Origin of the sequence: Micromonospora sp. SD12, from assembly GCF_052068495.1 — a bacterium.
Taxonomy (GTDB): Bacteria; Actinomycetota; Actinomycetes; order Mycobacteriales; family Micromonosporaceae; genus Micromonospora; species Micromonospora echinofusca.
Map to the genome: position 1 here is coordinate 68,111 of NZ_JBQHDF010000016.1, position 25,744 is coordinate 93,854.

Consider the following 25,744-nt stretch of genomic DNA (forward strand, 5'->3'; position numbering starts at 1 on the left):
GGGCGTCTTCCAGCCGGGAATCAGGGTGAGGCCGGCCGCGGACCCTGACGCCCTCGACCGGCTGATCCGCGTGCCCAACCCGGTCGCGCCGGGCTCCACGGTGGTGACGGTGACCGGCATGCCCAGCCCACCCGTCGACGGTGCTGCGCGCCGGCGACGTGCTGGCCGGGCTGAGCGCGGGCTGAGGCGACCGATCCGCGCGGTGCGTGGGGCGGTTATGTAGGCTCGCATCGATCTTCGCGGGAGGCCAGTCAGTGATCGAACTACACGTCGAGCCGGAGCTGCTGGAGAAGGCGTCGCGGGTGTGCGACGACCTGCGGGACGATCTGCGGCGCGACGTGTCCGACGTCGGAGACGAGACGCGGGCCGCGGTATCCGGCCTGCCCGGCTGGCAGACCCGGGCGGCGCTGGAGCAGCTGCGCTGGTCGTGGTCGGACGACCTGACCAGGTTGGACCGCTATCTGTCCCAGGTGGGCGACGCCCTGCAGGGTTGCGCGATGGACTACCGCTACAGCGACGAGGCCAACGCCGCCCGTTTCGACATCCACGGGCGGTGACCGCACGGTGGTGACGTACGCGGACCTGCGCGAGGCGCGCGTCGCCCCGCTCCGGGACGCCGCGCAGGCCTGGACGGACCTGTCCCGGGCCTGCGCGAAGCTGGAGCAGCGGTGTGGCGCCGAGCTGACCGGGCCGCTGCGCGTCTCCGGCTGGCAGGGTCCGGCCGCCAGTGCCGCGTTGGGCCGGCTGGGCGAACTCGATGACGAGTTCGAGGTCGCGAGCCTGCAGACGCGGACCGCCGCGAGCGTGTTGCGGGAAGCGGCGGAGGAGTTCGGCGACCTGCAGCGGCGGTTGGAGTCGGCCGTCGGCGCCGCCCGGTCCCTCGGACTGGCCGTGGACGAGGTCGGGCGGGTGTCCGCGCCGGCGATGGCGGCAGGGGACAGGCACGATCCGGACGCGGAGACGATCCACCGTCGGCATGTCCAGAACGCCGCGATCTACACCGATCTCATCACGCGGATCGTCACCGAGGCCACCGAGGCCGACAGCCGGATCGCCCGCGCCCTGACCCAGCTGAAGGCCAGCGCGCCGGGACAGTTCGCCTGGGAGTACAACCGGGTCAACGACGGCGCTCTCGCCGCCGCGGCGGCGCTCGAGCTGAGCGAGGGCAGCATCCCGGCGCCGGGCAGCAGTCCCGCCGACGTGCACGCCTGGTGGAGCGGCCTGTCCGACGACGAGCGGCAGGTCTACCTCACCGCCTACCCGGAGCGGATCGGCGCCCTCGACGGACTGCCCGCCACCGACCGCGACGCGGCGAACCAACTGGCGCTGCGCACGTTCGTCGGTGACGACGCCGGCCGGCACCGCGACCGGGACGACCCGCAGCACGCCACCGCGCTCATGCTGCTGGACAAGCTGGAACGCACGGAGAACGCGGCGCCGAACGAGCGGCTCTACCTGCTCTCGGTCGATCCGACGGGTGACGGCAAGGCGGCGGTCGCGATCGGCAACCCGGACACCGCCGCCCACACCGCGGTCCTCGTACCCGGCGTCGGCACCGAACTCGACGACATCCGCGGCCTGATCGGCCGGGCCAGCGACCTGCGGGAGGCCTCGGTCGAGCTCGCCCCCGCCGGCGCCGACGTCTCCGTCGTGGCCTGGCTCGGCTACGACACCCCGTCGGTGAACCTCGACATCGTCAGCGCCGTGTTCGGAGCCAAGTCCGAGGCCGGCGCCCGCGCGCTCGACGGCTTCGTCGACGGGCTCCGCGCCTCCCACGACGACAGTCCCTCCCACGTCACCGCCATCGGTCACAGCTACGGGTCGACCGTCCTCGGCGAGGCTGCCAGCACCGGCGACGGCCTCGCCGCGGACGACCTGATCGCCGTCGGCAGTCCCGGCATGCGCGTCGAGAACGCCGGCGAGTTCACCATCGACCCGAGACACGTGTGGGCCGGCGCCGCGGCCGACGACACCGTCGTCGCCCGACCGGAAGAGACGATCGGCTGGCTCGACGGCGTACCCGTCGTCGGGGAGTGGTTGGTCGACGGCCTCGTCGGCATCCACGGCCCCGCCCCGCACGACCCGGAGTTCGGCGGCAATGTCCTGCACGTCGACACCTCCGGCCACAGCGGATACTGGGCGCAGAACAGCCAGATGCTGCGCTCCCAGGCGGCCGTCATCGTCGGCGACTACGAGGCAGCCGCCCTCGACCACGGAAGAGCCCCGTGACCCGTCGTCACCGCACGCCCTGGTGGCACGCCGTGGCGGTGGCGGCCGTACTGGTGCCGGCTGCCGCCTGCGCGGGCGGTGACCCCGGCACATCGTCAGGAAAGGACGACCCGTTGCAGACCAAGGCAGCCGCCGAGGTGAGCACCCTGGCCGAGGCTCGTGCCCAGGCCGTCGCCACCACCGCCGGCGTCGCTCTGGACGCCTGGCGGACCAACACCTCGCCCTGTCAGGGCCAGCGGGGCGAGATCGCCGACGACGGACGGTGGACGTTGAGCGGCTTCGCCGGGCTTCCGGTCCCGCCCGCCGACCAGATCACCACGCTGCGGCGCATCCGGGACATGTGGCGGCAGCAGGGCTACGAGATCACCGAGGACCGCACCTTCGCCGACGGCACCCGGGGCGCCGTCTCGATGCGTGACCCCAACACCGGGATCACGATCAGCCTCACCACCACCGCGAGCCGGGACCGCGTCGCCCTGATCCTGGCGAGCGACTGCTACCGGCCCGCGGCCGGCGAGGACCCCGCCAACGCCTAGGCCAGCTCCCGGCGCGTCCGAAGGCGGCCCGGGCACGCCCAGCCACCGGAGTTCAGTGCACGGCGGCCTTCCAGTAGCCGCCGAAGTAGACGCGCTCCTTGGCGATGCCGCGTCCGGCGTACAGGTGCCGGCGGACGGTGGTGACCATGGTGGACTCGCCCGCGACGAAGGCGTACGGCGTGCCGGCCGGCAACGCCAGGTCCCGCAGCGTACGGATCACCACGTCGCTGCCGCCCGCCGGCGCACCGCCCCGGTGCAGCCAGGTCAGCGTGACGCCGGGCGGCGTGCGTACCTCGATCTCGTGTTCCGCCGAACCCACCTCGATCAGCGCGATCGCCCGCGCCTGCGGTGGCAGCGCCTCGACGGCGGCGGTGATCGCCGGCATGGCCGTCTCGTCGCCGACGAACAGCTGCCAGTCGGTGTCGGCGGGCGGCGCGTACGCGGCGCCGTCGCTGAGCACACCGAGGCGGTCCCCGGGGGCTGCCCTGAGCGCCCAGGCGGAGGCCGGTCCGCCGTCGCCGTGCAGCACGAAGTCGATGTCCAGCTCGCGCCGTCCGGCGTCCAGGCGCCGGACCGTGTAGTTGCGGACGACCGGCCGCCGCTCGGCCGGCATGGCCTGGAGGGCGGGCCACCACTGCGCGGAGTCCGGTAGGTGCAGTTCGGCGTCGGGCGTGGGGGCGAGGAAGATCCGTACCAGCTGGTCCGGCCCGTCGTAGCCGAAGCGGTCGATCTCGGCGCCGGTCAGGGTGACGCGCCGCAGGTGAGGGGTGAGCGGCCGGTTGGCGACGACCTCGGCGAGCATCGGGCGCTTGATCACTCCGGTCTCGGCCGTAGCGGTGCCGACACTCATGCTGCGCTCCTTCGGGGATTGTGAGCCCCCTCCCGGGTTCACGCCGAGTTAGGTTAGCCTTCCCTGAATTCTACTGCGCCTGCGCCCTCTGTAAATCGACAAGCGTGCATGCGTTGGCCGAGGTCGTGCGGGGCCATCGTTGCCGGTCGTCGCAGGTGGGGCGGCGTGCGATGGGCCCTCGTCGATCGAGTCGCTGGAGATCAAGAGCTCTCCGAGCGTGTGTTAGGTTAGCCTCCCCTTACCTGACATCGAGGTGTAGTTCCATGCGCGCAAACCGCTTCCGCACCGGGGTCGTCGCCCTGGCCGCCACCATGGCGCTCGCCGCCTGCGGCGGATCGTCGAACGCCGGGGAGGTCGCCGACAGCGGCAGCTCCGCGGCGTTCCCGGTCACGATCACGCACGCGCTCGGCACGACGACGATCAAGGAGAAGCCGCAGCGGGTGGCGACGGTCGCCTGGGCGAACCACGAGGTTCCGCTGGCGCTCGGCGTCGTTCCCATCGGGATGGCGAAGGCCAACTTCGGCGACGACGACAATGACGGCGTCCTGCCGTGGGTCTCCGAGAAGCTCAAGGAACTCGGCGGAACGACACCCGTGCTGTTCGACGAGAACGACGGCATCAACTTCGAGGCGGTCGCGGACACCAGGCCCGACGTCATCCTCGCCGCGTACTCGGGCCTGACCCAGCAGGACTACGACACCCTGAGCAAGATCGCCCCGGTGGTCGCCTACCCGAAGGCGCCCTGGGCCACGGCCTGGCGCGACACCATCAAGCTGGAGAGCCAGGCCCTCGGCCTGGCGAAGGAGGGCGACGCGCTGATCGCCGACTTCGAGAAGCGCATGGGCGAGGCCGCCGCGAAGCACCCGCAGTTGGCGGGCAAGTCGGCGATGTTCATGACGCACGTGGACCCGACCGACCTGAGCAAGATCGGCTTCTACACGACGCACGACACCCGGGCCCAGTTCTTCAACGACCTCGGGATGAAGGTCCCGGCCGGCATCGCGAAGCTCTCCGCCGGCACCGACAAGTTCACGCTCAACCAGAGTGCCGAGCAGATCCAGGTCTTCGACGACGTCGACGTCATCGTCGCCTACGGCGACGACAAGCTACTCGCCGCCGCGCAGGCCGACCCGCTGCTGTCGAAGATCCCCGCGATCAAGCGCGGCTCGGTGGTCATGCTCTCCGGCGCCACGCCGCTGGGCACCGCGGCGAACCCCACCCCGCTGGCCATCCCGTTCGTGCTGGACGACTACGTGGCGATGCTCGCCAAGGCCGCCGACCGGGTGTCATGACCGCACTCGAATCGCGTGCCCTGCCGGACGTCGCGGTGCTGCGGCGTCCGACACGGGTACGCCTGCTGTGGTTCCTCGTCGCGACGGCGGTGCTGCTGGCGCTCATGGTCGCGTCGGTCGCGCTCGGCTCCCGCGACGTCGGCTGGTCCGACATCGTCGCCGCCTTGCAGGGCGCGGACGCGACCATGGAGCAGGCCGCCGTCACCAAGCGGATCCCACGGACCCTGCTCGCGGTGCTCGTCGGCGCGGCGCTCGGCCTGGCCGGTGCGGTGATGCAGGGCGTCACCCGCAACCCGCTGGCCGACCCCGGCATCCTGGGCGTGAACATGGGCGCGTCGCTCGCCGTGGTCACCGCGATGGTCACGTTCGGCCTCTCCTCGGCGACCGGCTACCTCTGGGCGGCCATCCTCGGCGCGGGCCTCGCGGCGGTCTTCGTCTACGCCGTCGGCTCCCTGGGCCGCGGCGGCGCGACGCCGCTCAAGCTCGCCCTCGCCGGCGCGGCGACCTCCGCCGCGCTCGCGTCGCTGATCAGCGCCTTCGTGCTGCCCCGCAACGACGTCGCCGGCGGCTTCCGCTCGTGGCAGATCGGCGGGGTCGGCGGCGCCACGTACGACACCATCCGGCAGGCCCTGCCGTTCCTCGCCGTGGGTGTCGCGGTCTGCGTCCTGTCGGCCCGGGCGCTGAACTCGCTCGCGCTCGGCGACGAACTCGCGGCGGGGCTCGGCGAGCGGGTCGCGGTCGTACGGGCCGTCGCGGCGCTCGGCGCCGTCCTGCTGTGCGGCGCCGCCACGGCCGTCGCCGGACCCATCGGCTTCGTCGGCCTGGTCGTGCCGCACGTGTGCCGCCTGCTCGTCGGGCTCGACCACCGGTGGCTGCTGCCGTTCTCGGCGCTCCTCGGCGCGTCGTTGCTCACCGCCGCCGACGTCGTCGGCCGGGTGGTGGCGCGCCCGGCGGAGATCGACGTGGGCATCGTGACGGCGCTGATCGGCGCCCCGTTCTTCATCCACATCGTCCGCCGGCAGAAGGTACGCGAGCTGTGAGCACCACGACCCTCGACGCCGTCACCCACGGCCGGGTCCGCCGTACGCTGCGCAGGCGGGCCGTGCTCGTCGTGCTCGCCGTCCTCGTCGTCGCCGCGTTCGCCGTCTCGCTGATGGCGGGGCGCACCTTCTACCCGCCGGCGGACGTGCTGGCGGTGATCGCCGGCGACGACGTCCCGGGGGCCTCCTTCACGGTGGGCACCCTGCGCCTGCCCCGGGCGGTCCTCGCGATCCTCGCCGGGGCCTGCTTTGGGCTCGGCGGACTCACCTTCCAGACGATGCTGCGCAACCCGCTCGCCAGCCCCGACATCATCGGCATCAGCTCCGGGGCGAGCGCCGCGGCGGCCTTCGCGATCGTCACGCTGCACCTCGGGGAGGCGGGGGTGTCCGCCTTCGCGATCGTCGTCGGGCTGGCGGTCGCGCTGGTCGTCTACACCCTGTCGTTCAAGGACGGCGTCGCCGGGACCCGCCTCGTGCTGATCGGCATCGGCATCGCCGCGATGCTCGACAGCGTCACCGCGTACGTCCTCACCCAGGCCGCCGAGTGGGACCTCCAGGAGGCGATGCGCTGGCTGACCGGCAGCCTCAACGGCGCCACCTGGGCGGAGGCCGTGCCGGTCGCCGTCGCCGTGGCCGTGCTGGCGCCGGTGCTGCTGGGCCAGGCGCGCAACCTCGCCATGATGCAACTGGGCGACGACGCCGCCGCGGCGCTCGGGGTACGCCTCGAACGCACCCGGATCCTGGTCATCGTCGCGGCCGTCGGCCTCATCGCCTTCGCCACCGCCGCGACCGGGCCGATCGCCTTCGTCGCCTTCCTCTCCGGGCCGATCGCCGCCCGGATCGTCGGCCCGGCCGGTTCCCTGTTGCTGCCCTCCGCCCTCGTCGGCGCCCTGCTGGTGCTCGTCGCGGACTTCGCCGGCCAGTACGCCTTCGACACGCGCTACCCCGTCGGTGTCGTGACCGGCGTGCTCGGCGCCCCGTACCTCATCTACCTGCTCATCCGCACCAACCGCGCGGGAGGCTCGTTGTGACCACCACCCACACGCTCGCGGTCGAGGGCCTGACGCTCGGCTACGCCGACCGCGTCGTCATCTCCTCGCTCGACCTCGTCGTGCCGCCCGGCAGGATCACGGCGATCGTCGGGGCCAACGCGTGCGGCAAGTCGACCCTGCTGCGGTCGATGTCGCGGCTGCTGGCGCCCCGGGCCGGCCACGTCCTGCTCGACGGCAGGCAGGTGCACCGGCTGCCGGCCAAGCAACTGGCCCGTACCCTCGGCCTGCTTCCCCAGTCGCCGACGGCGCCCGACGGGATCACCGTGGCCGACCTCGTCGGTCGTGGCCGCAACCCGCACCAGCGGATGCTGTCGCGCTGGAGCCGGGAGGACGACGCCGCCGTCGCGGCGGCCCTGGACGCGACGCGGACGGCCGACCTCGCCGACCGTTCCGTCGACGAGCTCTCCGGCGGCCAGCGGCAGCGGGTGTGGATCGCGATGGCCCTGGCCCAGCAGACGGACCTGCTGCTGCTCGACGAACCCACGACGTTCCTCGACGTCAACCACCAGGTCGAGGTGCTCGACCTGCTCACCGACCTCAACCTGACGCGCGGCACGACGATCGTCATGGTGCTGCACGACCTCAACCTCGCCGCCCGGTACGCCGACCACCTCGTCGTGCTGGCCGCCGGGAGACTGCACGCCGCCGGCGAACCGGCGCGGGTGCTGACGCGGGAGTGCGTCCGCGCCGTGTTCGGCCTCGACAGCCAGGTGATCATCGATCCGACGTCGGGAAAGCCGCTGATGCTGCCGATCGGCCGCCACCACGTGACGACGCGCCCGGACCTCGGCGCGGAAGTGGGCGGCTGACGGGTCGCCGAGCCCCCGTTCGCCGGAGCTATTAGGTGAGGCTAACCTGGCCCTCGATCGCAGGGAGGGCGCAGCTCGTGCACACATCCGAGAAGGTCAGTGGAGGGGCGGTCCTGCGCCGCGCCCTGCGCCGCCAGCGCGGTCGCGTGGTGGCCGGCACCGCACTGCTCTGCACCCACCAGGCCACCGAGGCCCTCGTCCCGGTCGCGATCGGCGTGATCATCGACCGCGCGGTCGCCACCGGGGACGTACGGGCGCTGCTGCTCTCCCTCGCCGGTCTCGCCGTCCTCTTCACCGTCCTCGCCTTCGCCTACCGCACCGGCGCCCGCCTGGGGTACGCGGCCCTGGAGCAGGAGGCCCACCTCCTGCGCGTCGAGATCGCCCGCAGCGCCCTCGACCCGCGCGGGAACCGCTCGGGCATGCGCGACGGCGAGCTGCTCTCCGTCGCCGCCTCCGACGCCGAGTTGTCCGCGCTCGTCGTACGGGTCGCGGGGCTCTGCGCCGCCGCGCTCACCGCCATCGCGGTCGCGGCCGTCGCGCTGCTCGTCGTCGACGTCCCCCTCGGGCTGGGCGTGCTCGTCGGCGTGCCGCTGGTGGTCGTCGCCCTGCAACGGATGGCGCCGCTGCTCAGCCGGCGCAGCGCCGCGCAGCAGGAGGCCCTCGCCGCCACCACCTCGCTCGCCGTCGACCTCGTCACGGGCCTGCGCGTGCTGCGCGGCATCGGCGCCCAGGACCACGCCGCACGCCGGTACGCGGCCGCGAGCCGCCACGCCCTCGACGTCACCCTGCGCGCCGCCACCACCAAGGGCCTGCACCTCGGGCTCACCACCACCGTCAACGGCCTCTTCCTCGCGGCGGTCGCCGGCGTCGCCGGCTGGCTCGCGCTCCAGGGCCGGCTCACCATCGGTGAACTCGTCGCCGTCGTCGGGTTGGCCCAGTTCATCGCCGAGCCCGTGCAGACGCTGGGCTGGTCCGTGCAGCTGTTCGCCATGGCCCGCGCCTCCGCCGGGCGGGTCGCCCGGGTGCTGGGTGCCGAGCCGCTCACCCGCCCCGGCTCCGCCGCTCCGCCCGCCCCGGCCCCGGCGCGGCTCGCCCTCGACACGATCGGGCACGCGGGGCTCGACGGGCTGTGCCTGCGGGTCGACGCCGGTGAGGTCCTCGGCGTGCTCGCCTACGACCCGGGTGACGCCGAGGCGCTGGTGGCGCTGCTCTCCGGCCGCGTGCCCCGCGAGGAGTACCGGGGCACGCTGTACGTCGACGGCACGCCCGCCGAGGAGCTGCACATCGACGCCGTACGCGGCATCCTCCTGGTCGAGCCGCACGACGTGGCGTTGTTCGAGGGGACGCTGCGTGCCAACCTCGCCGCCGGCGCCGACGCCGACGAGGCGGTCCTGCGCGCCGCCGTACGCGCCGCGGCGGCCGAGGACGTGCTCGCCGCGCACCCGCACGGCATCGACCGCCTGCTCACCGAGCGGGGCGCCAACCTGTCCGGCGGCCAGCGGCAGCGGGTCGGGCTGGCCCGGGCGCTCGTCGCCGACCCGCCGGTGCTGGTGCTGCACAACCCCACCACGGCGGTCGACGCGGTGACCGAGGCGCACCTCGCCGAGGGGCTGGCCGCGGCCCGCGCGGCGGCGGCCCGCGGCACGGTGCTGATCACCAACAGTCCGGCCCTGCTGCGCAGCACGCACCGGGTGGCCGTCATCGACCGTGGACGGGTCGTCGCCGAGGGCCCGCACGAGCAGCTGCTGGCCGGTGACGCCCGCTACCGGGAGGAGGTCCTGCGATGACCGACGAGTCCGCAGTCGGCGCCGCGTCGAGGCAGCTGCTGCCCACGGCCACCGCCCGGCAGACCTGGGCGGCGCTTCGGGCCGAGTTCGCCCGGCTGCCCGGCCTCAGCGCCGCCGCCACCACCCTGTTGGTCGCCGCCGCCGCGACCGGGCTGGTCGCCCCATGGGTGCTCGGCCGCCTCGTCGACGACGTCATCGCCGGCTCCGACACGCCCCGGATCGTGGCCTGGGCGGGCGTGATCGCGGGCGCCGCCGTGCTCGCCGGCGTCCTCACCGCGATCGGCGCCGCGCTCACCGCACGCCTCGGCGAGACCGTGCTGGCGCGGCTGCGGGAGCGGGTCCTCGACCGCGCCCTGCACCTGCCGTCGGCCACGCTGGAGCGGGCCGGCACCGGGGACCTGGTGGCCCGCGCCGGCGACGACGTGGCCGTGGTGACGAACGTGATCGCCACCAGCGGCCCCGCCTTCCTCGGCGCGCTGCTGTCCATCGTGCTGACCGCGTTGGGGCTCTTCGCCCTGGACTGGCGCCTCGGTCTTGCCGGGCTGGCAGCGGCCCCCGCCTACGCGTTGGCGCTGCGCTGGTACCTGAGGCGCTCGGTGCCGTACTACGCGCGCGAACGGGTCGCGACGGGCGAGCGGACCCAGGCCATGGCCGGGGCGCTGCGCGGCTCGGCGACCGTGCGCGCCTACCGGCTGGAGGACGCGCACGTCGGCGGGATCGCCGATCGCTCCGTCGCCGCCCGCAACCTGTCGTTGGAGATCTTCAACCTGCACACCCGGTTCGGGCTGCGGATCAACCGGTCGGAGTTCGTCGGCCTCGCCGCCGTCCTGCTCGCCGGTTTCCTGCTGGTGCGCGACGACCTGGCCACCGTGGGCGCGGCGACGACCGCGGCCCTCTACTTCCACCGCCTGTTCAACCCGATCGGCCTGCTGCTGCTCCAGTCCGACTCCGTGCTCCAGGCCGGGGCGAGCCTCGCCCGGCTCGTCGGCGTCACCGCGCTGCCCGCCGCCGCCTCGCCCGTCGGCTCCTCGCCTGACGACGGCTCCGTGCCCGCCGCCGCGCCCGGCTCCGCGTCCGCCGGCTCCGCGTCGCCAGGCGGCTCCGCGCCCGACAGTTCAGCGTCCGTCGGCCCCGCGCCCGACATCGCGCCGCCCGACGGGTCCGGGGCAGGCCGGCCCCGACGGTCCGCAGGGCGGGCCGGCTCGGCACCTGCGGCGCTGGAGGTGGTCGTCGAGCGGCACCGCTACGACGACGGGCCCGTCGTGCTGCGCGACGTCGCCCTCAGCCTGGCGCCCGGCGAGCGCGTCGCGCTCGTCGGGGCGAGCGGGGCGGGCAAGAGCACGCTCGCCGGCATCGCCGCCGGGATCATCGCGCCGACCCGGGGCGCGGTCAGCCTGCGCGGCGTGCCGCTGAGGGACCTGGACGAGCACCGCGTCCGTCGCGAGATCGCCCTGATCAGCCAGGAGGTGCACGTCTTCGCCGGAACGCTCGGCGACGACCTGCGCCTGGCCGACCCCGAGGCCACCGACGCCGAGGTGACCGCCGCCCTCGACCTCGTCGGCGTCACCGACTGGCTGCGTACGCTGCCGGACGGGCTGGACACGTGCGTGGGGGAGGGCGGACGGCAGCTCACCGCCGCCCAGGCCCAGCAGCTCGCCCTGGCCCGTCTCGTCCTCGCCGACCCCGCCGTCGCGGTCCTCGACGAGGCCACCGCGGAGGCCGGCAGCGCCGGCGCGCGCGACCTCGAGCGCGCCGCCACGGCGGCCACCGAGGGCCGCACCACGCTGATCGTCGCGCACCGCCTCAGCCAGGCGGCCACCGCGGACCGCATCGTCGTCCTGGAACACGGGCGCGTCGTCGAGCACGGTACGCACGAGCAGTTGCTGGCGGCCGGGGGCGGGTACAGCCGGTTGTGGCAGTCGTGGCGCACGCCCGTTCCCGTACTCCCGAAGGAGCGCGACGGCGAGGAGGGCGCCGCCCGTCGGGCGCGGCTGGACGCGGCGCCGGACCGGGGTGTCGGCGCTACCCACGCCCCGGCGTGAGTCGGGCGAGGTGACCGTCGATCTCCCTACGGGCGTCGGCGAGATCCAGACCCCGCGTAGCCGGCGACGGCTCAAAGGCGACGGGCCGGGCGCCGCCCGCGTGACGTCGCCCGCCGACGCGGGGCAGGATGGGGTACGTGGACATCGAGCCGGTCGACTCGGCGCCCGGGCAGGCGTTCCCGCGGGCGCTCCTGCGGCAGCGCTGGGACGATCTGACGTTCCTGCACTGGGCGGTCGCGCCGGAACTCGTCGCGCCGCTGCTGCCCGCGGGCACGCGCCCCGACACCCTCGACGGGGTCAGTCACGTCGGGCTGATCGGCTTCCGGATGGTGGGGCTGGGCCTCGGGCGCGGGCCGGGTGTGCCGTACCTCGGCAGCTTCTGGGAGACCAACGTCCGGCTCTACTCGGTCGACGACACCGGCCGGCGGGCGGTGGTGTTCCGCTCGCTGGACGCGTCGCGGCTGGTTCCCGTGCTGGTGGCCCGGGCGACGCTGCGGCTGCCGTACATGTGGTCGGCGATGCGGCTGGAGCGCGACGGCGACCGCTTCACCTACCGGTGCCGGCGCCGGTGGCCCGGCCCGGCCGGTGCGACCAGCCGGATGGTGGTGCGGGTGGGGGAGCCGATCGCCGACCCGACCCCGCTGGAGCACTTCGTGACCGCCCGTTGGGGGCTGCACACCCGGGCGTACGGGCGGACGCTGCACCTGCCGAACTGGCATCCGCGCTGGCCGCTGCACCGCGCGGAACTGCTGCACCTCGACGACGAGCTGGTCGCGGCCGCCGGGTTGCCGGCACCCGTCGGGGCGCCGGTCAGCGTGCTGTATTCCCCCGGCGTCCCGGTGCGCTTCGGTCCACCGGTCAGCCTGCGCCGGGCGCGGTCTGCCTAAGTCAGGCAGTCAGCCGGAACCGCTGACCCTCGGCTGCTGATGGTCGGTCAGCCGGAACCCGACGCCGCGCACCGCGTCGATGGCCACCCCGGTGCCGAGGTCGTGGAGCTTGCGCCGCAGCCGCTTGACCAGGGACTGCACGTCCGCCCTGCGCTCGCGCCCCTCGTCGCGCCAGACCGAGCGGTGCAGCTCGGCGTAGCTCCAGACCCGGATCGGCTCGGTGGTCAGGCAGGACAGCAGGTCGTGTTCGAGCCGCGTGAGGCCGACCTCGCGGCCCCGGCTGCGGGCCGTCGACCGGGCCGAGTCGATCAGCAGCGCGTCGTCGTCCGTCGCGCCCGGCGTGTCGGCCGGAGCCGGCGAGGACGGCTGGGCCGGCAGCCGCGGCGGGACCGCGATCAGCCTGCGCAGCTCGTCGAGGTCGGCCACCAGCAGCAGCGGCGCGACGCCCTCCAGGCGTTCGGCCAGTCGTATCCGCTCGGCCGGCGACGGTGTCACCGCGATCACCAGCGGAAAGGGTTCGTCGGCCGGATCTGGACCGTCCGGCACCGTGCCTTCGTCGTGTGCCCCCACAGCACCCACCCGGAAACTATGGACAGCCTCTGCCCATCTTCGTCATGGCCCTGACAGATGTCGGCAAGCGCCCCATTCGCCGGCCAACACCTAGTGACAAATTGCTTACGGCAAGTTCTTGATCGTCCATTCTTGTCGATCATAGTGTCCAGACGGGCAGCCGGCGTGACCCGCGCGGTGCCTTGGGGGGCATGGAGGGGCCGGATCCCGATCATCCGAACGGAGCCGGGCCCCTGCGCCCTCCACCATGGCTCGTTCCACTCTGGGTCGTTCTGGAGGAGGCACCACCGAATGTTCACACGTCCACCCACGAGGCGCTTGGCCAGATCCCTGGTCAGCGCCGGTGCGGCGATGATCCTCGCCGCGACAGGCCTGGCCGCGACCGGGTCAGGCGCACAGGCCTCCCCGTCCGACAAGATCCGGCCGGAGCTCACGAAGGAGCTCCAGGGCAAGACCGAGGGCGACTTCTGGATCCGCTTCAAGGACCGGGCCGACCTCGGCGAGGCCGCGGCGATCAAGGACTGGGCCAAGCGCGGGACCGCCGTCGCCGACGCGCTGAAGAAGACCGCCGCCAACAGCCAGTCCAAGATCCGCGCCGAGCTCGACGGCTCCGGAACGAAGTACGAGACCTTCTGGGCGACCAACGCGATCAAGGTCAGCGGCGGTTCCCTGACGATGGCGCAGAGCTTCGCCGCGCACGCCGAGGTCGAGGGCCTGTACGCCCCGGTCGCCTACGAGGTGCCCGAGGTCACCAAGGGCACCGACGAGAAGACGGTCAACGCCCTCGAGTGGGGCATCGCGAACATCAACGCCGACGACGTCTGGTCCCAGTACGGCGTCAAGGGCGCCGGCATCACGGTGGCCAACATCGACACCGGCGTCCAGTTCAACCACCCCGCGCTGGTGAACTCCTACCGGGGCAACAACGGCGACGGCACGTTCGACCACAACTACAACTGGTTCCGCGCCGCCGGCTCCTGCGCCGCGCCCTGCGACACCAACGGCCACGGCACGCACACGATGGGCACGATGGCCGGCGCCGACGGAGCCAACCAGATCGGTGTCGCCCCCGAGGTGAAGTGGATCGCGGCCAACGGCTGCTGCCCCAGCGACGCGGCCCTGGTCACGTCCGGGCAGTGGATGCTCGAGCCGACGGACCTCAACGGCCAGAACCCGGACGCCAGCAAGCGGCCGAACATCATCAACAACTCGTGGGGAACCACGCTGCCCTCCAACGACCCGTTCATGGAGGACGTGACGCTGGCGTGGACCGCGTCGGGCATCTTCGGCGTCTGGTCCAACGGCAACAGCGGTTCGGCGTGCCAGACCAGCGGCTCACCGGGCAGCCTGGTCAGCAACTACTCGGCGGGCGCCTACGACGTCAACAACAACATCGCCAGCTTCTCGTCCCGGGGCGCCGGCCAGAACGGCGAGATCAAGCCCAACATCGCGGCGCCCGGCGTGAACGTCCGGTCGAGCATTCCGGGCAGCGGCTACGCCAGCTACAACGGCACCTCGATGGCCGCCCCGCACCTCGCCGGCGCGATCGCGCTGCTGTGGTCCGCCGCGCCGGCGCTCGTCGGCGACGTCACCGCCACCCGCGCGCTGCTCGACAACTCGGCGATCGACAAGGCCGACGCGCAGTGCGGCGGCACCGCCGACGACAACAACGTGTTCGGCGAGGGCCGGCTGGACGCGCTCGCCCTGCTCAACGGCGCCCCGATCGGCGACAGCGGCACGCTGGCCGGCAAGGTCACCGACGCGACCACCGGCGCCCCGATCGCGGGCGCCACGGTGAGCCTGACCGGCGCCGCCGACCGCGAGCTGACCACCGGTGCGGACGGCACCTACTCGTCGCTGCTGCCGGTCGGCGACTACCAGGTCGCCGTGGCGGCGTTCGGCTACCAGGCGAAGACCGTTCCGGCGGCGGTCGCCCGCAACGCGACCACGACGCTCGACGTGGCGCTGACCGCGGTGCCGAGCGTCACCGTCAGCGGAACCGTCACCGACGGGTCCGGGCACGGTTGGCCGCTCTACGCGAAGGTCACCGTGGAGGGTCAGTCGGGCGTGTCCGACTACACCACGCCCGTCAACGGCCGCTACAGCCTCAAGCTGCCGGCCGGCACCACCTACAACCTGAAGGTCGAGTCGCAGTACCCGGGCTACCAGACGGTGAACAAGCAGGTCGTGGTCGGCGCGGGCAACGCCACGGCCAACGTGGCAGTGCCGGTGCAGACCAACGCCTGCACCACGGCGCCGGGCTACCGGTTCGGCTCCGACGGTGAGTACGAGACCTTCGACGGCAGCACCGTGCCGGCCGGCTGGTCCGTGGTGGACCACGCGGGCAGCGGCCAGGTCTGGAAGTTCACCGACGACGGCGCCCGGGGCAACCTGACCGGGGGCACCGGCAACTTCGCGATCATCGACAGCGACGAGTACGGCTCCGGCGGCAAGCAGGACACCTCGCTGGTCAGCCCGGTCGTCGACCTTACCGGCGTCACGGCACCGGTCATCCGGTTCAACCAGGACTACAACTGGCTGGGCAGCGACCGTGCGGACGTCGACCTCAGCCTCGACGGCGGGACGACGTGGACCAACGTGCTCCGGCAGGCCGCCGACGTCCGCGGCCCGAAGGTCACCGAGATCGCCGTCCCGCAGGCCGCCGGCCAGGCCCAGGCCCGGGTCCGGTTCCGCTACTACGACGCCTCGTACGAGTGGTGGTGGTCGGTCGACAACGTGCTGATCGGCAGCCAGCTCACCTGCGAACCGATCGACGGCGGCCTGGTGCTCGGCCACGTGCGTGACAGGAACGACAACGGCTACGTCAACGGCGCCACCGTCACCAGCGACGACCGGCCGACGGAGAAGGCCACCACCGTGGCGACGCCGGACGACCCGGGGCTCGCGGACGGCTTCTACTGGCTGTTCTCGACGCTGACGGACACCCACAGGTTCACCGCCCGGGCCGGCAGCTACGTCAGCCAGAGCAAGCAGGTCGACGTCCAGGCGGACTGGGCCACCGCGGCGAACTTCCAGCTCGCGGCCGGCCGACTGTCGGTCACGCCGGCCCAGGTCACCGGCACGGCCCGGATGCCCAGCGGCAAGGTCACCAAGTCGTTCACGGTGACCAACACCGGCGGGGCCCCGGTCGCCGTCGAGTTCAGTGAGCGGGCCGGCGGGTTCGAGCTGCTGCGGGCCGACGGGTCCCGGATGAGCAAGCAGGAGGTGCTCGGCTCCCAGGGCGCGCCGGTGCAGCGGCTCGAGGTCCCGACCTCGTTCGCGGCGAAGACGTCCGGCAAGTCGACGGCGGCGGCGTCGCCCGAGGCCGGCCCGCAGGCCGCGCCCTGGACCGACATCGCCAACTATCCGGCCGTGGTGATGGACAACCGGGTGGTCAACCTCGGCGGCAAGGTGTACTCCATCGCCGGCGGCACCGGCTCGGCGTCCTCGGCGAAGAACTACGCCTACGACCCGGTCGCGCAGACCTGGACCGCGATCGCCGATCTGCCCGGTGCGCGTACCGCCATGACGGTGGGCGTCCTGGACGGAAAGATCATCGCGACCGGCGGTTGGGCGGCGGCCGGCCCGGACGGCACCACCTGGTCGTACGACCCGGCGGCCAACACCTGGACGGAGAAGGCCGACAACCCCGCGCCGCGCTCCGCGGCGGGCCAGGCGGTCGCGGGCGGCAAGCTGTACGCCATCGGCGGCTGCACCACGGCGTCCTGCACGCCGATGTCGAACGACGTCGTGCGCTACGACCCGGCCGACGACAGCTGGGAGACCCTGGCCGACTACCCGAAGTCGGTGGCCTTCCTCTCCTGCGGCGGGATCGACGGCATCGTCTACTGCACCGGGGGCAACGACGGCTCCGCCGCGCAGAAGGCGAGCTACGCCTACGACCCGGGCGCCAACACCTGGACGGCCATCGCGGACGCGCCGGCCGACAACTGGGCCAGCTCGTTCGCCGTGGCCAACGGCAAGTTCCTGGTCGTCGGCGGCTCGCAGGGCGGTGCCATCACCAACGTCGGCTTCGCCTACGACCCGGCCACCTCCTCGTGGTCGAGCCTGCCGAACGCCAACACCGCCCGCTACCGTGGCGGCGCGGCGTGCGGCTTCTACAAGGTCGGTGGCTCCTCCGGCGGCTTCACCGCGACGCGGGACAGCGAGGCGCTGCCCGGCTTCGAGGAGTGCGCCGCCAGCACCGCCGACGTCAGCTGGATGACGATCGACAAGACGGCGGCCACCCTGGCGCCGGGCCAGGCCGTCACGGTCAACGTCGGCATGTCCGCGAACGTGGACCAGCCCGGCACCTACACCGCCTCGGTCGCCATCAAGGAGAACACCCCCTACACGGTGGAGCCGGTCGCGGTCACGCTGAACGTGCTGCAGCCGACGACCTGGGGCAAGCTGATGGGTACGGTCACCGGGACGAGCTGCCAGGGCGCCAGCTCGCCGATCCCCGGTGCCACCGTGCAGGTCGACTCGTGGGCGATGTCCTGGACGTTCTCCACGGACGCCGAGGGCAGGTACGCCTACTGGATGGACCGTCGGAACAACCCGTTGACGATGATCGTCGCCAAGGACGGCTGGAAGCCCCAGACCCGCCAGACGAGGATCAACACCGCCACCCCCACGGTGGAGGACTTCGCGTTGTCGCCCGTACGCTGCTGACCCCGACCGTCGGCTGACAGGTCCGGCCCGCCTGGTTTCCGACCAGGCGGGCCGGACCGCGTCGGCTGTCGAGGAGGGTCCCGGCCCTCAGACCGGGGCGAGGCGGAAGCCGACCCCGCGGACCGCGTGGATCGACGCCGAGGCGTCCAGCCGGGCGAGTTTGTGCCGCACCCGGCGGACCACCGAGTGCATGTCGGAGCCCCGCCCGAGGTGCACGTTGCCCCAGACCTCCAGGTGCAGCCGCTCGTAGGTCCAGACCTGCCCCGGCGCGCCGACCAGGCAGCGCAGGAAGTCGTGCTCCAGCCGGGTCAGCTCGACCTCGCGGTCCAGCCAGCGCAGCACCCGTCGGTCGGAGTCGACGCTCAGGTCGGCCGGCGGCGGTGTCGCGGGTCCCGCCACGGGCCCGGCCGGCGCGGTGGGCGCCGTCGGGGCCGCCGGCGCCACCGGGGGCGTCCCGGCGACGCCGAGGAACGTACGCGCCTGAGCGACGCTCGAGACGATGAGGAACGCCTCGGTCCCGCCGAGCAGACGCGCGAGCCGCCTGCGTTCGGCCGGCGAGGAGGCGATGCCGATGACCAGCGGAGCCACCCCCCTCATTCCCACCCCTTCCGGTGCCCCACCACGGCGGGACGGATCTCGCCACGACGCCGATCGATGGGTCCACTGACCCTAGTGACGTCGCGTCTCGCTGCGGTTAAAAACAGTGACATGTAGGCGTCCATAAATTGCTTGCATTTCCCGGTCGGAGTAGGGGCAGGGCCCTTCGTGCCGACTTGCCCCATTACCTGGGGGCGTGCGAGGGCGTCCGACGACCGGCAGCGCCCGACCCGCCCGCCCGTACGCGCTGAGCCGACCCGTGCCGGGCCCGTCCGCGGCGGCCGGCCCTGCGCCGCCACGTCGAACCGGGCGCGGGCCGACGCGGCCCGGGGGCCACGGCGACCGGGTCAGGTGCGGGCGGGCGACCAGCCGGCGGGAACGAGCCGGGCGGCGTCGCCGCCCTCGCCCGCGAAGAGGAGCCCGTCCCGGTCCGCCGCCACGATCCGATCGACGTAGACGCCCCGGCCCTGGCTGGAGGAGTCGGTCGTGCTGCTGAAGCGCAGGTGGGTCGCCCGTACGGGCAGCTCGACCGAGACCTGCCACCAGACCCGGCCGCCGAAGCCGGTGACCGTGCCGTCGCTGCTCCAGCGCCGGTCTGAGTGGCGCAGCACCATCGGCGCAGGCGCCCAGGTCGTACCCCCGTCGGTGGAGACCTCCACGCGGGCGCTGTCGTAGCGGGGCTCGGTGTCGTACCAGAGCAGGAAACTGGCCGTGCCGCCCCGCGCCGCCCGACGCAGCGGGGCGGTGAGGGTGGCCGTGGCGAGGTCGCGCGGGTCGGCGCGCCAGGCCTCGCGGGAGCGGGGCCGCACCGGCACCGCCTCGGCGAGGTCGCGCGCGACGGCGCGCCGGGCGACGTTGTTGCTGCCCCAGCCGCGATCGGGGTGCACCCGGTTGCTGAGCAGGATGACGAACGAGTGGGAGAGGGGGTCGACGACGATCGACGTCCCGGTGAAGCCGGTGTGTCCGAACGCCACCGGGGAGGAGAGCCCCGCCATGTACCAGTGCTTGTCGAGTTCGAAGCCCAGCCCGCGGTCGCTCTCGGGATAGGCCTGCTCCAGCGGGGCGTTGTGGTTGACCAGCATGGCGCGCACCGTGTCGGGGCGCAGGATCCGTCGCCCGCGGTACTCGCCGCCGTTGAGCAGGGTCTGGCAGAGCACGGCCAGGTCCGCCGCCGTGGAGAAGACCCCCGCGTGCCCGGCCACACCGCCGAGCGACCACGCGTTCTCGTCGTGCACCTCGCCGTGCACCATGCCCCGCCCGGCGTACGGCTGGTACTCCGTGGCGGCGGTCCGCGAGCGCCGCTGCGGCTCCGGGTTGTAGCCCGTGTCGGTCATGCCCAGCGGCGCCGTGACGTCGTCGGCGACGAGCGCGTCCAACGGCCGGCCGCTCACCCGCTCCACCAGCACGCCGAGCGCGATCAGCCCGAGGTCTGAGTACACGTAGCGGGTACCGGGCCGCACGCCGGCCGTGAGCGGCGTGGCGAGCGCGGCGGCGAACCGTTCGGCCGGCGTGGCGTACCTGCTCCACAGTGGCGCGAAGGCGGGCAGCCCCGAGGTGTGGGTGAGCAGCATCCGTACGGTGACGGTCTCCTTCCCGCCGGCCGCGAACTCGGGGACGTACCGGGCGACCGGCGCGTCGAGGTCCACGCGTCCCCGCTCGACCTGCTGCATGGTCACGACGGCGGTGAACAGCTTCGACACCGAGGCCAGGTCGAAGATGGTGTCGGGCCGCATCGGGATCTGCTCGTCGGCGGGGAGTTCCACCCCGACCAGCCCGGGCGGCGGGCCGACGGCCGCGTACCTCACGGCGGAACCCACCGCGGCGTGCTGCACGACCACGCCGTCCTTGGCCGCCAGGACCACGGCGCCGGCGTACGCGGGATGGCTGGGGTGGTCCGGCGTCGGGGCGAGGTACGCCGCCAGGTCGGCGGGCATGCGGTCCACGTGTTCCGGCAGCAGGCCGACCTCGCGGGCGTGCCCGGGGCGCAGCGTGTCGTGCCGGAAGTGGATGTCGGCGGGCGTGACGCTCGGCGGTGCCGAACCGGCCGGCGGCGGTGCGGCCCCGGCGGCCGTGGGGGCGAGGGTCGCGCCCGACACGGCCACGGCCAGGCCGAGCGCGAGGGGGCGCAACGCGAGCGGGCGCAGCGACGACATGGGTTGCCTCCTACCAGCTCGTGCCGTGGCCGTAGGGGTGCAGCACGGTGCCCGAGCCGTCGGCCGTGGCGATGGTGACGGGCAGCCGGCCACGGGGGGAAAGCTCGCCGTGCAGCGCGCGGACGAGGGCGTCCATCGCGGCCCGCGTGTACGAGTAGGTCGCCAGGTAGGTGCTCACGCCCGGCAGGTACGCGATGTCGTAGGGATCCCGGACCGCGACCACCACCACGGGCCTGCCCGCGCCGAGCAGGGCGGCGACCAGCCGCTGCTGGGTGCCGCGTGGATCGGTGACGACGGTGTCCCACGCCTTGTTGGTCAGCACGACGGTGAGATCGTGCTCGGCGGCCAGGGTGGCCGTCTCGGTGATCACCTTGTCCGACGGCAGGGTCACGGGGCGGGCGGTCACCCGGGCGTCCCGGGCGGTGAATCCGCCGGCCACGGTCTCCACCGGCGCGAAGGCGGCGCTGTTCCAGCCCGTGACCAGCACCGAGCGCCGCCCGGGGCGAAGCGGGAGCAGCCCGGCGTCGTTGCGCACGGCGGTGAGGGTCGGGTCGGTGACCCGCGCCACGGCGGCGAGGTGCGCGGGCGCCCCGACCGTGCGTACGGCCTGCTCGACGTCGACCAGGGGTGAACGGGCCAGGCCCTGCCGGTACTTCAGCGCGAGGATGCGCCGGACCGACTCGTCGATGCGCCGCTCGGTCAGCTCGCCGGTGGCGACGGCCCGCAGCACCGCGTCCCGCGCCAGCCGCAGGTCCGGCGGCATCAGGAGCTGGTCGGCGCCGGCCTTGAGCGCCAGCACGGGCACCCGGTCGTCGCCGTACTTGCGCCGCACGGCGGCCATGTTCAGCGCGTCGGTGACGACGACTCCCCGGAAGCCGAGTTCGCCGCGCAGTACGCCGGTGAGGATCGTCGGGGACAGCGTGGCCGGGTCGCCGGAGGGATCGAGCGCGGGTACCACGATGTGCGCCGTCATGATCGATTCGACACCCGCGTCGATGGCCCGCCGGAACGGTGGCGCGTCGATGCGGTCCCACTCCTGGCGGGTGTGGTCGATGACGGGCAGGTCGGTGTGGCTGTCGGTGGCCGTGTCGCCGTGCCCGGGGAAGTGCTTCGCCACCGCCGTCGCGCCGGCGCCGTCCTGGAACCCGGCGACCTGGGCGGCGGTCAGGTCGGCCACCAGGGTGGGGTCGGCGCCGAAGGAGCGTACGCCGATCACCGGGTTGCCGGGGTCGACGTTGACGTCGGCGATCGGCGCGTACGGCTGGTGGATGCCGACCGCACGCAGCTCGCGCCCGGTGATCTCCGCGGCCTCGCGTGCGGCCCGGGGCGAGCGCCCGGCCCCCAGGGCCATCGACCCGGGGAACTGCGCGGCGGGGGCGGGCATCCGCAGCACCACGCCCTGCTCCTGGTCGGTGGAGATGAGCAGGGGTACGCGGCCCTTCGTGCCGTCGCCGACGGCGGCCCGCTGCAGTCCGTTGGAGAGGGTCGCGATCTGGCGCGGGCTGTCCAGGTTGTGCGACCACGAGAAGTAGCAGACGCCGCCGAGGTGGAACTGGTCGACGACCTCCGCCGGCGTCTCGACGCCGAACGCCGCGCGGTTGGCGGCGCGGTCGGCGGCCGTGGGCTCGGTGGCGTCACCGCCGTAGACGTAGGTGGCGAAGAGCTGACCGACCTTCTGCGGCAGGCTCATGTGCCGCAGGGTCGAGGTGACCCAGCCGTGCTCGCCGCCGGGCGGGCGCTCGGGTGTGGGGGAGGCCTGGACGGGCGGCGGGGCGAGGGTGGTCGACAGGGTGGCCACCAGGGCGGTCGCGGTAACGAGTTGGGCCTTCATCGACGACGACCTCTCAGTCCGGATGGCTGAAACTTAGCTACGCATCGATGAATCGTCAAGAAGGTTTGCTACAGGGCGTCGGGGGCCGACGCCGTCCGTCGGAAGAACCGGCGGGGTGCGGACGGGGCCCGGCATCATCGGGCCGATGACGTCCGGCAGCGTGCGGAACCGGTCGCCGAGGCGGAACCCGAAGGGCGCGGGCGGTGTCATGAAGGCGTCCCCACCGGAGGTATCCCTGAACGACGAAGACTTGGTCATCCGCGCCCGGGCGGGCGACCTGACGGCGTACGAGCTCCTGGTCGCCCGGCACAGCACCGCCGCACACCGCACGGCGGTGCTGCTCGGCGCGGGTCCGGACGCGGAGGACGTCATCCAGGAGGCGTTCGTGAAGGGCCATCGCAAGATCTCCCGCTACCGGGGCGAGTCGTCGTTCCGGGCCTGGCTGTTGGCGATCGTGGCCAACGAGACCCGCAACCTGCACCGGTCGCGCAGCCGGCGCGACGGTCTCGCCCTGCGCGCGGCCGCGGCGGACCCACGTACGGACGTCGGCGAGGACGCCGCCGTCGAGACCGTCCTCGCCGGGGAGCGGCGCGCCGCGTTGGTCCGGGCCCTGCGCCTGCTGCCGGTCAAGGACCGCGAGGTGATCGTGTGCCGGTTCTTCCTCGATCTGAGCGAGGACGAGACCGTGGCGATGCTGGGCTGGCCGCGCGGCACGGTGAAGTCGCGCACCTCCCGGGCGCTGGCGAAGCTTCGCGGCCTGCTCGACGTCGCGGAGGTGCGCCGTGGATGACCTCGAACGCGAACTGAGGGACCTGTCCGCCTGGCTCCAGACGCCCGAGCCGCCGGACGTGACCGCCCGGGTGCGCGCCCGCCTCGCCGCGCCCGGACCGAGGCGACGCCCGTGGCGCGACCTGCTCGCCGCGCCCGTGCCGAGGCGACGTCGGTGGCGCCACCTGCTCGCCGGGGCGCTCGCCGTCGCGGTCGTGGCGATGCTGCCGCCGGGCCGCGCCGCCGTCGCCGACGCCGCCGCCGGGCTGCTGCGCTTCGCCGGCATCACCGTCGCCGCCAGCCCCGAGCCGACGCCTCCCACGGGCGCCGCCTCGCCACTGCCGGCGCAGCGGCCCGTACCCGTGGCCGAGGCGCAGCGCGGGGTGCGCTTTCCCCTCCGTACGCCGAAGGTGCTGGGCCCGCCCGAGCGGGTGCTGGTCGCCGACCCGGACGGCGAGGGCTTCCACCGCGTGGCGACGCTGCTCTACCGTGCGGGCGCGCTGCGCCTCGACGCCTTCGACGGCCGTCTCGACCTGGTCTTCCACAAGGAGACCACCGCGCCGGGAGCCAGCTGGGTGCAGGTCAACGGCGACTTCGCCGTCTGGATCGACGCCCCGCACGCCGTGTCCTACGTGGACCGCGACGGCACCGTCCGGGTCCAGACCGCGCGTCTCGCCGCGTCGACCCTGATCTGGCAGGAGGCCGGCGTCAGCTACCGGCTCGAAGGCGACCTCACCAGGCCCGAGGCGCTCGAGATCGCCCGCTCGCTGGGTTAGGGCGCGTTTCAGAAGTGGTGCCGGCCGTCGAGGAGCCGGCGCAGCGGTCACGGTTCATGAAACGGACCGTAGGAGTAATCGTGCCGGTGCCGGCCCGGGTGCGGACCCGGCGCGCCGATCCCGTGGCCCGCCCGGGGGAACCTCGGGGAACCGGCCGGTGTCCTGACTGTGCACGCACGAGTGGGACGTCGGGAGGCATGGGATGGGTGCAGGACGCGGGGTGTCGCTGGCATTGGTGCTGCTGTTGGCGGGGTGTACGACGGCGGGGCGGCCGGCCGCGCCGGCCGCCTCCCCGGACCGCGCGGCGCCGACGGGCGCGGCGTCGGCTGCGCCCCCCGGCTGCGGCTCGCGGGTGGAGACGGGGCCGCTGCCCGACTGGGCGGACGCCGGGTTCAGCGGGAGCACCCGGATGCCGCACGTCTTCGGCGCTAGCGGCGGGATCGTCGCGATCCTGTTCGGACACCCGCTTACGAGGGCCAGGAGGAACGGGACGAACAACAAGATCCTCTGGGTCGCCCGCCCCACCACGACACCCCCCGCCGTGGCCCCGGCGGATCCCCTGCGGATCACCGCCACCCTGGACGGCACCGGAATCCGGGTGACGCGGGAGGTCGCCGGCGGCCCGGGCCCGTCGATCGTGGACATGCCGCAGGCCGGCTGCTGGCACCTCGAACTGCGTTGGTCGGGGCGCTCCGACGTGATGGACCTCGTCTACGAGGACGGCTGACCCCGGCGGGTCGGCCCGGGGCGGGGCAGCGCACCCGCCCGCCGGGCCGCCGCCCGGTCACCGGGGTTCGACGAGGCACATCCCGCCGGGCGCGGGGCGGTCCATCGTGGCCAACGCCTGCGGCACCTCCGCGAGGCCGATGGTGCGGGTGATCAGCTCGGCGGGGCGCAGCACACCGGCGGTGACCAGCCGGAGCAGCTCCGGATAGGCGTGCGCGGGCATGCCGTGACTGCCCCGCAGCTCCAGCTCGTGGGCGATCACCCGATCCATCGGCAGGGCCGGGCGGCCCTGGGCGGCGGGCAGGAGCCCGACCTGCACGTGTCGCCCGCGCCGCCGCAGGCTCTCGATCGAGGCGGCGCAGGTGGCGTGGCTGCCGAGCGCGTCGAGGGACAGGTGGGCCCCGCCGCCGGTCGCCTCGCGGACCGCCGCCGCGACCGCGCCGGGCCCGGTCAGGACGGCGCCGTCCACGCACACCGACGCCCCGAAGCCCGCGGCCAGTTCGAGCGCGCCGGGGGCGACGTCGACCGCCACCACCCGGGCCCCGCAGGCCACCGCGATCATCACGGCGGAGAGCCCCACCCCGCCGCAGCCGTGCACCGCGACCCACTCGCCGGCCGCGACCCGCCCCTGGCCGACCACGGCCCGGAAGGCCGTGGCGAAGCGGCACCCGAGCGCCGCCGCGGCCGGGTAGTCCAGCTCGTCCGGCAGCCGGACGAGGTTGACGTCGGCGTCGTGCACCGCCACGTACCGGGCGAACGAGCCCCAGTGGGTGAAGCCCGGCTGCGTCTGCCGCTCGCAGACCTGCTGGTCGCCGGCGAGGCAGGCCGGGCACCGCCCGCACGCGCAGACGAAGGGCGCGGTGACCCGGTCGCCGGGCCGCCATCCGCGTACGCCGGCACCGACCGCCGCGACGACGCCGGCGAACTCGTGGCCGGGGACGTGTGGCAGACGGATGTCGGGGTCGTGTCCCTGCCAGCCGTGCCAGTCGCTGCGGCACAACCCCGTCGCCTCGACGCGCACGACCGCGCCCCCGGGCGGCGGCACCGGCTCCGGGACGTCGCGGACCTCGGGGCGGGCACCGAACTCGTCGAAGATGACGGCACGCATGCGCCGCATCCTCACAC

The 25,744-nt window shown here is 73.8% G+C and carries 20 protein-coding genes; 14 read left to right on the forward strand and 6 right to left on the reverse strand.

The genetic code is table 11. The features are described 5' to 3' along the window. Window positions 1-254: 254 nt before the first annotated feature. Genes ACTMS2_RS23775 through ACTMS2_RS23785 form a run of 3 tightly spaced genes read left to right on the forward strand, consistent with a single transcriptional unit; the run spans window position 255 to window position 2,765 of the window. Window positions 255-557 carry a type VII secretion target gene (locus tag ACTMS2_RS23775; RefSeq protein WP_101410182.1) on the forward strand — a complete coding sequence of 101 codons (303 nt, stop codon included), beginning with the start codon at window positions 255-257 and terminating at the stop codon, window positions 555-557. Window positions 558-564: 7 nt separating this feature from the next. Continuing rightward, on the forward strand, window positions 565-2,229 hold the full coding sequence (locus ACTMS2_RS23780; RefSeq protein ID WP_441177364.1) for an alpha/beta hydrolase: 1,665 nt from the start codon (window positions 565-567) through the stop codon (window positions 2,227-2,229). Further along, window positions 2,226-2,765 (forward strand): hypothetical protein, encoded by a 540-nt coding sequence (locus ACTMS2_RS23785; RefSeq protein WP_441177365.1) that lies wholly within the window; start codon window positions 2,226-2,228, stop codon window positions 2,763-2,765. The genes ACTMS2_RS23780 and ACTMS2_RS23785 overlap by 4 nt, the downstream gene beginning before the upstream one ends. Before the next feature lie 52 nt (window positions 2,766-2,817). Here ACTMS2_RS23785 and ACTMS2_RS23790 read toward each other — a convergent pair whose 3' ends face one another. After that, window positions 2,818-3,615: a siderophore-interacting protein gene (locus ACTMS2_RS23790; RefSeq protein WP_441177366.1), complete on the reverse strand. Its 798-nt coding sequence runs from the start codon at window positions 3,613-3,615 to the stop codon at window positions 2,818-2,820. Window positions 3,616-3,878: 263 nt separating this feature from the next. On the opposite strand from ACTMS2_RS23790, the gene ACTMS2_RS23795 reads away from it, so the two are divergent. The 7 genes from ACTMS2_RS23795 (at window position 3,879) to ACTMS2_RS23825 (ending at window position 12,524) form a co-directional block, all read left to right on the forward strand. Beyond that, a complete protein-coding gene (locus ACTMS2_RS23795) occupies window positions 3,879-4,907 on the forward strand; it encodes an iron-siderophore ABC transporter substrate-binding protein (protein WP_441177367.1) in 1,029 nt (342 codons plus the stop codon). Continuing rightward, entirely contained in the window at window positions 4,904-5,947 is a 1,044-nt protein-coding gene (locus ACTMS2_RS23800; protein WP_441177368.1) for a FecCD family ABC transporter permease, read from the forward strand. Before ACTMS2_RS23795 ends, ACTMS2_RS23800 begins: the two co-directional genes overlap by 4 nt. After that, window positions 5,944-6,978: a FecCD family ABC transporter permease gene (locus ACTMS2_RS23805; RefSeq protein WP_441177369.1), complete on the forward strand. Its 1,035-nt coding sequence runs from the start codon at window positions 5,944-5,946 to the stop codon at window positions 6,976-6,978. The genes ACTMS2_RS23800 and ACTMS2_RS23805 overlap by 4 nt, the downstream gene beginning before the upstream one ends. Then, complete coding sequence (locus ACTMS2_RS23810) at window positions 6,975-7,808, forward strand: ABC transporter ATP-binding protein (protein WP_441177370.1); 834 nt, start codon at window positions 6,975-6,977, stop codon at window positions 7,806-7,808. The genes ACTMS2_RS23805 and ACTMS2_RS23810 overlap by 4 nt, the downstream gene beginning before the upstream one ends. A 77-nt stretch (window positions 7,809-7,885) precedes the next feature. Then, entirely contained in the window at window positions 7,886-9,595 is a 1,710-nt protein-coding gene (locus ACTMS2_RS23815; RefSeq protein WP_441177371.1) for an ABC transporter transmembrane domain-containing protein, read from the forward strand. Next, window positions 9,592-11,637: an ABC transporter ATP-binding protein gene (locus tag ACTMS2_RS23820; RefSeq protein ID WP_441177372.1), complete on the forward strand. Its 2,046-nt coding sequence runs from the start codon at window positions 9,592-9,594 to the stop codon at window positions 11,635-11,637. Before ACTMS2_RS23815 ends, ACTMS2_RS23820 begins: the two co-directional genes overlap by 4 nt. A 137-nt stretch (window positions 11,638-11,774) precedes the next feature. After that, the gene (locus ACTMS2_RS23825; protein WP_441177373.1) at window positions 11,775-12,524 is read left to right on the forward strand and encodes a YqjF family protein; all 750 of its coding nucleotides are present in this window, start codon (window positions 11,775-11,777) and stop codon (window positions 12,522-12,524) included. Between the two features lie 9 nt (window positions 12,525-12,533). Here ACTMS2_RS23825 and ACTMS2_RS23830 read toward each other — a convergent pair whose 3' ends face one another. After that, entirely contained in the window at window positions 12,534-13,028 is a 495-nt protein-coding gene (locus ACTMS2_RS23830) for a winged helix-turn-helix domain-containing protein (protein WP_441177374.1), read from the reverse strand. Between the two features lie 384 nt (window positions 13,029-13,412). Here ACTMS2_RS23830 and ACTMS2_RS23835 point away from each other — a divergent pair, with 384 nt between their 5' ends. Beyond that, window positions 13,413-17,768, forward strand: a complete 4,356-nt coding sequence (locus ACTMS2_RS23835; RefSeq protein ID WP_441177375.1) for a S8 family serine peptidase — start codon at window positions 13,413-13,415, stop codon at window positions 17,766-17,768. An 87-nt stretch (window positions 17,769-17,855) separates the two neighbouring features. On the opposite strand, the gene ACTMS2_RS23840 is transcribed toward ACTMS2_RS23835, so the two are convergent. From ACTMS2_RS23840 to ACTMS2_RS23850, 3 genes are all read right to left on the reverse strand, one after another. After that, window positions 17,856-18,365 (reverse strand): winged helix-turn-helix domain-containing protein, encoded by a 510-nt coding sequence (locus ACTMS2_RS23840; RefSeq protein ID WP_441177376.1) that lies wholly within the window; start codon window positions 18,363-18,365, stop codon window positions 17,856-17,858. Window positions 18,366-18,712: 347 nt separating this feature from the next. Continuing rightward, complete coding sequence (locus ACTMS2_RS23845) at window positions 18,713-20,518, reverse strand: serine hydrolase (RefSeq protein ID WP_441177377.1); 1,806 nt, start codon at window positions 20,516-20,518, stop codon at window positions 18,713-18,715. A gap of 10 nt (window positions 20,519-20,528) precedes the next feature. Beyond that, on the reverse strand, window positions 20,529-22,349 hold the full coding sequence (locus ACTMS2_RS23850; RefSeq protein ID WP_441177378.1) for a glycoside hydrolase family 3 protein: 1,821 nt from the start codon (window positions 22,347-22,349) through the stop codon (window positions 20,529-20,531). 250 nt (window positions 22,350-22,599) lie between these two features. Here ACTMS2_RS23850 and ACTMS2_RS23855 point away from each other — a divergent pair, with 250 nt between their 5' ends. From ACTMS2_RS23855 to ACTMS2_RS23865, 3 genes are all read left to right on the forward strand, one after another. Further along, window positions 22,600-23,139: an RNA polymerase sigma factor gene (locus ACTMS2_RS23855; protein WP_441177379.1), complete on the forward strand. Its 540-nt coding sequence runs from the start codon at window positions 22,600-22,602 to the stop codon at window positions 23,137-23,139. Next, window positions 23,132-23,893 carry a hypothetical protein gene (locus ACTMS2_RS23860; protein WP_441177380.1) on the forward strand — a complete coding sequence of 254 codons (762 nt, stop codon included), beginning with the start codon at window positions 23,132-23,134 and terminating at the stop codon, window positions 23,891-23,893. Before ACTMS2_RS23855 ends, ACTMS2_RS23860 begins: the two co-directional genes overlap by 8 nt. A gap of 202 nt (window positions 23,894-24,095) precedes the next feature. Then, window positions 24,096-24,620 carry a hypothetical protein gene (locus ACTMS2_RS23865; RefSeq protein ID WP_441177381.1) on the forward strand — a complete coding sequence of 175 codons (525 nt, stop codon included), beginning with the start codon at window positions 24,096-24,098 and terminating at the stop codon, window positions 24,618-24,620. Between the two features lie 57 nt (window positions 24,621-24,677). Here ACTMS2_RS23865 and ACTMS2_RS23870 read toward each other — a convergent pair whose 3' ends face one another. After that, window positions 24,678-25,727 carry a zinc-dependent alcohol dehydrogenase family protein gene (locus ACTMS2_RS23870; protein WP_441177382.1) on the reverse strand — a complete coding sequence of 350 codons (1,050 nt, stop codon included), beginning with the start codon at window positions 25,725-25,727 and terminating at the stop codon, window positions 24,678-24,680. Between the last annotated feature and the right edge of the window lie 17 nt (window positions 25,728-25,744).